Source organism: Nitrospirota bacterium (assembly GCA_020851375.1).
Lineage (GTDB): Bacteria > Nitrospirota > 9FT-COMBO-42-15 > HDB-SIOI813 > HDB-SIOI813 > RBG-16-43-11.
This window is the reverse complement of sequence record JADZCV010000036.1, coordinates 1-5098: the sequence shown is the minus strand read 5'-3', so window position 1 is coordinate 5098 and position 5098 is coordinate 1. Positions and strand designations below refer to the sequence as shown.

Annotated in this window: 7 protein-coding genes; 5 read left to right on the top strand and 2 right to left on the bottom strand. The window is 43.6% G+C overall.

The window, feature by feature from the left end:
- Positions 1-274: 274 nt before the first annotated feature.
- Positions 275-592 (top strand): nucleotidyltransferase domain-containing protein, encoded by a 318-nt coding sequence (locus IT393_07495; protein ID MCC7202485.1) that lies wholly within the window; start codon positions 275-277, stop codon positions 590-592.
- Positions 579-905 (top strand): HEPN domain-containing protein, encoded by a 327-nt coding sequence (locus tag IT393_07490; protein MCC7202484.1) that lies wholly within the window; start codon positions 579-581, stop codon positions 903-905. The genes IT393_07495 and IT393_07490 overlap by 14 nt, the downstream gene beginning before the upstream one ends.
- Positions 906-1148: 243 nt before the next feature.
- On the opposite strand, the gene IT393_07485 is transcribed toward IT393_07490, so the two are convergent.
- Positions 1149-1748 (bottom strand): YqaJ viral recombinase family protein, encoded by a 600-nt coding sequence (locus IT393_07485; protein ID MCC7202483.1) that lies wholly within the window; start codon positions 1746-1748, stop codon positions 1149-1151.
- A 119-nt stretch (positions 1749-1867) separates the two neighbouring features.
- Here IT393_07485 and IT393_07480 point away from each other — a divergent pair, with 119 nt between their 5' ends.
- The 3 genes from IT393_07480 (at position 1868) to IT393_07470 (ending at position 4862) form a co-directional block, all read left to right on the top strand.
- Complete coding sequence (locus tag IT393_07480) at positions 1868-3070, top strand: DUF1016 family protein (GenBank protein ID MCC7202482.1); 1203 nt, start codon at positions 1868-1870, stop codon at positions 3068-3070.
- Positions 3071-3372: 302 nt separating this feature from the next.
- Positions 3373-3996, top strand: coding sequence for a hypothetical protein (locus tag IT393_07475; protein MCC7202481.1), 624 nt, complete (start codon positions 3373-3375; stop codon positions 3994-3996).
- A gap of 98 nt (positions 3997-4094) precedes the next feature.
- Positions 4095-4862, top strand: a complete 768-nt coding sequence (locus tag IT393_07470) for an NERD domain-containing protein (protein ID MCC7202480.1) — start codon at positions 4095-4097, stop codon at positions 4860-4862.
- Between the two features lie 9 nt (positions 4863-4871).
- Here IT393_07470 and IT393_07465 read toward each other — a convergent pair whose 3' ends face one another.
- Positions 4872-5021, bottom strand: coding sequence for a hypothetical protein (locus IT393_07465; GenBank protein ID MCC7202479.1), 150 nt, complete (start codon positions 5019-5021; stop codon positions 4872-4874).
- Positions 5022-5098: the final 77 nt, after the last annotated feature.

The window sequence follows — 5098 nt, the reverse complement described above, 5'->3', positions numbered from 1 at the left end:
GGGTGCTCCCGGTTATCCTCCCTCTCCTCAATATCCGGTCAATTTAATCTGATAAAGAAATCCTTTTATACAAAAGATTGTGAAAAAAAGATAGGGGTTTTAGATAAGATAATGTGACAGGTTACACCGGGTAGCGTTTTTGCACTGGGTTTTTCCCCGATTCTTGAATACTACTTCAATCTTTGTTCTCGCACTGTTATGTGATAATATAATTTAGCGTCGCATTATTGGAAGATATGGAATTGGAATGACCAGATTGAAGAGGAAAACATAGATGGATATAGAAGCTTATTTAAAGGAAGCTGTCAGAAAAATTATTGATAATTTTAATCCTGAAAAGATTATCCTCTTTGGTTCTTATGCCTATGGAAAACCCACAGAGAACAGCGATATTGATTTAATGGTGGTAATGGATACGGACATGAAACCTTACGAACGGGTGCTTCCCATAAGGAAGACACTGAAATATCTTGGGATGCCAAAAGATGTTATTGTCAGGACACCGCAGGAGTTTGAGAGATTTAAGGATATCGTAGGAACTATAATTTATACGGCTGCCCATAAGGGGAAGGTGGTTTATGAAAGACGATAAGATAAGCGCAGTGAACGCATGGTTCAAAAAAGCTGAAAATGACCTCAGTACCGCTGAACATACTATGACCATGAATGATCCGCCTTATGATACCGTATGTTTTCATGCTCAGCAATGCGCCGAAAAATATATTAAAGGCTTCCTGACGTTCCATGAAATAGATTTTCCCAGGACACATTCCATTGAAGACCTTGTTTTATTATGTAAAGATATTTCACCGTCCCTTGAATCAGAGATCGGAGATATTGAGATGTTGTCAATTTATGCGGTTGAGGCAAGATACCCTCTGAGGTGTACTATGAAATACCAGTAGAAAAGGCACAGGAAGCCATAGAATATGCGAAAAAAGTTAAATCTACTGTTCTGCAATATCTTGAAGGAAAGATATAGGTATTAGGGTGGCGCTTCAGGATGTCCAGGAGATATGTTATCAGAGTCAAGAGAAGGTTATAGATGAGATTATAATAGAATAGTTGCAGATAACGTAATTTGAGACGCAAATAAAATTTAATTGCGTCAAGTTTGCGTCTCATTGTTAATTTATCTTCACATCCTGTTATATCTTCTGCCAAAACTTGTATTCAGCATCAAGAAGGCGTTTAATGTAATTATCATCTCGTGCTATATTAAGATGAACTTCGGGGTGATCCGGCCAGTAACAGAAGAAATCAATGGATTGAAAATTTGTAATGGCAAGCATGTGTTGCAATTGTCCGTAATAATAAGAGGGTACCTTCCGGGTTTGTGACGCCTGGCGGTAAACGCTTTTCCCACATTTTATTTCAACAATGGTACCTTTGTCTGTTGCCAGTCCATCAACACTTGCGCGAAGCCATTCATGCTTTATGCTTTGCAGACAGGCCGGTTCGACACGGAAACCAAGTTTGTCTTCATAGCGTTTTCTTGCTATAGGCTCAAGCGCTATACCTCTAACCATAGCCGCGTTTAAGCCGAATGTTATCTCTCCTCGCTTTTCTCTCAGTAAATATTCCGGGCTTTTCCAGGGATTCTCCCCCATTACAGTTGGAGCATCGGATGCCCCTATTCCCTGACGACGCCACTCATGCCATTCCCTTGTTCCTTGTCTTAATTTTACGATTGTATAATGTCTGTTCTGATTTTCCCCGGCTTTACCGGCACAATTAGAATTTACCATTGTATGGGGTTGAATAAGATTACCTGATTCGATTTTTTAGCAGTATATCATGTTGGCGCAGGGATAAACTATTGGTTTTTATTGACACAGGATAACTGGTTGATTGTTATGGAAAAAATATGGCTATTGCTATAATATATCACAATACGTATGGTATCAGCCGGTGCGCCATCATTGGGAAGGAGAAAATAAAAATTGAAAGAAATTCTCAAGGAGGCTCTGCTGAGGTGAGGAAAAAGAGATTAAGCCGGGGGAAAGTCAGAGAAGGCGCCGCGTTCCCTGTTGCTCCAGGCAAGGCAGACCTGTCTGCGAACTACGTTGCTTTATTTCAGGAAATTAAAACCAAGATACAGAAAACCCGTCTAAGGACGGTTATGTCTGCCAATGCTGCAATGATTAATCTATATTGGGAAATTGGTCAATCTATCCTTCGGCGGCAGAGTCAGGAGGGATGGGGTGCAAAAGTTGTTGACCGACTCTCTTATGACCTTTGCGAAACCTTTCCGGAGATGAAGGGATTCTCTCCACGTAATCTTTTATTCATGCGCTCCTTTGCCGAGTCCTGGCCTGACGTCAAAAAAGTGAAACAGCTTGTTTCACAATTGCCGTGGGGACATATCATAGTTCTTCTGCAGCGCGTTAAGTCCCCTGATGTCCGCGGGTGGTACATTCGCGAGGCTATAGAATGTGGCTGGAGCCGCAACATTCTTACGCTGCAAATTGATGGCCGGGCTCATGAACGGCATGGTAAAGTGGTCAGTAATTTTCAAAAGACACTGCCGCCGGCAGATTCAGATATGGCAGCGCAGATCTTCAAAGACCCTTATGTTTTTGACTTCCTGGGTACTGCGAGCGCACGTCGCGAGCGAGAGGTTGAACAGGCACTGGTGGATCACATCCAGAAATTTCTGCTTGAACTGGGTGCAGGCTTCGCCTTTGTGGGCCGGCAGATACATCTGGAAGTCGGAGACAACGATTTCTATGTAGATTTGCTCTTCTACCATCTCAGATTGCGCTGCTACGTCGTGGTCGAACTCAAGGCTGTTGCCTTTGAACCTGCATTTATTGGTAAGTTGAACATGTACCTGTCTGCTGTGGATGATCTCTTGCGCCATCCTGACGATAAGCCCACTATCGGACTTCTCCTCTGTCGTTCAAAGAATAAGCTTGTTGTAGAATATGCACTACGCGATTTGCGTAAACCCATAGGAGTGGCGCATTGGGAAACAAAGCTGACCCGCTCACTGCCGAAAGAATTGAAATCCAGTCTTCCAAGTATTGAGGAAATTGAGACAGAGCTAAGCGAAGGGAGAAAGGAATGAAAGTAGATGGTTTAAAAGCCAGACGTTGATGTTCAGTTTGAGTTACCCAATAAATGGGTGTCAGAGCCGGAAAACTTCTGCATATTCGATACGGTAAGTCACGTCCTGCTAAAGATCGAAGCGACTGAGGATGAAAGAAGAGAACCTTTCTTTGATAAGATACAGACTTGAGCAGTTGATGCCCCTACAAAAGAGGCTAAAATGGATTAGATGCCGTAGGCCATTGTCTTGGGAGGTAGTACCTGAGTAATTTAAGATATAATGATAGTGGTCATGCTCTCCCTTACGGCATTTATGAAGCCTTGCTCGATGAAGGGCTGCGTGATGCGCTCTTACACCATCCAGAGCTGCGGTCTGTCTTATCCAAGATTGACCCTGAGGAGCAGCCCTGCCGCTATGCTGCCTTTTTAGCTTCAGTTATTGAGAAGTCTTTATTACAGGAGACTGATCCTCTTGAACGGCTTAACCTCTGCAATCGTCTGATTGATATTCTTGCGGGCACCAATGAAAATGCCCATCTCGGGAAACACAGACTTGTGTTTGCAGAAAAGTCTGTCCTGTCAGAAATAACCCCGATACACTACGCTCAGCAAGGGCTGCCTCGCCCTGCAACACCAATAGTCGAGAGCAGTTTGTTTACCGGTTCCCCCCACGAGCCGCAGCTTATTCAGGAGCTGCAGGCAGAGATGAAATCTGCTGATGCAGTAGACATCTTAATCTCTTTCATCAAGTGGTCTGGCTTGCGTCTTCTAATACCGGCCTTTGAGGATCTTCTTACCCGAAATATCCCTGTAAGGGTTATCACTACATCGTATATGGGTGCATCTGATTCCACTGCGGTTGAATGGCTTGCCAAAATGCCAAACATCGAGGTAAGGGTATCATACGATACAGACAGGACTCGTCTTCATGCCAAGATCAATTGAGAGATTAGAAGCTGAGATTAATATCAGAATTAGCAGGCGAAAAGCTGGATGCAAACATAGCATTTAAGTGTAATTGATCAGGTGACGAAAAAAAGACCATGGATTTATTCATAGTCATAAATCATTTCCTAAAAGACTTCTGGTGGTTAATCCCGATAGTAATCGTCATCACGATATTAAAATCACCCTGGGGCAAGGGCTACCTTGGCGAGTTGACAGTCCGGGTTCTTTCACGGTTTATGCTGGACAAAGGCACATACCACCGGGTTGACAACGTTACCTTGACCACACCTGACGGCACGACGCAGATAGATCACTTATTTGTTTCCCGTTTTGGTATTTTCGTGCTTGAAACAAAGAATATGCAAGGGTGGATCTTCGGAGGGGAGGATCAAGCGCACTGGACGCAAAAGATATATAAGAAGTCCGTTACTTTTCAAAATCCATTGCGGCAGAATTTCAAGCATGTCAAGGCGCTCGAGGCTGCGCTTAATATTCCGATAGATTCGCTTCGCTCTGTTGTCACATTCGTTGGCGGCAGCACATTCAAGACAGATATGCCGCCAAACGTCACTCATGGCACTGGATTTATCACATACATAAAGTCATTTCGTGAGCAGGTATTTACAGAAAACCAGGTTGGCGACCTTCTACACCGAATAGAGTCTGTACGTCTTGCGCCAACGTTCGCAACTCACAGAAAACATGTTGAGAATCTAAAGAAGCGATCAAATCCAAATGCAGATCGGCCCTGTCCAAAGTGCGGCAGCCCATTGGTTCAACGTATGGTTAAATCAGGTGAAAGGGCTGGTCAACAATTTTGGGGTTGTTCTACGTACCCGAAATGTAGAGTAATGCAGAACTGATTACGCAATTCATCCCTTCTCTTCAAACAGTGTCAATTCCCACTCAAGCGATGTCATGTCATGCCTTATGATGTATAGAGAGCCGTTGTCACCCTCTACCTTGAAATAGCGTAAGCGTTTAATTAACCCCATCTTCCCCTGATTTACCTGATATGACATGATGATCCTGGAGATAACAAAGGGGGGATCAATCATGTCGGAGAACAATAAAGAAGAGCAGTATGGTGAGAAGTATC

Bases quoted from the DNA above. Each gene is read 5' to 3' on its own strand.
- IT393_07495 (MCC7202485.1), top strand. From the start codon at position 275: ATGGATATAGAAGCTTATTTAAAGGAAGCTGTCAGAAAAATTATTGAT.
- IT393_07490 (MCC7202484.1), top strand. From the start codon at position 579: ATGAAAGACGATAAGATAAGCGCAGTGAACGCATGGTTCAAAAAAGCT.
- IT393_07485 (MCC7202483.1), bottom strand. From the start codon at position 1,748: ATGGTAAATTCTAATTGTGCCGGTAAAGCCGGGGAAAATCAGAACAGA.
- IT393_07480 (MCC7202482.1), top strand. From the start codon at position 1,868: ATGGCTATTGCTATAATATATCACAATACGTATGGTATCAGCCGGTGC.
- IT393_07470 (MCC7202480.1), top strand. From the start codon at position 4,095: ATGGATTTATTCATAGTCATAAATCATTTCCTAAAAGACTTCTGGTGG.
- IT393_07465 (MCC7202479.1), bottom strand. From the start codon at position 5,021: ATGTCATATCAGGTAAATCAGGGGAAGATGGGGTTAATTAAACGCTTA.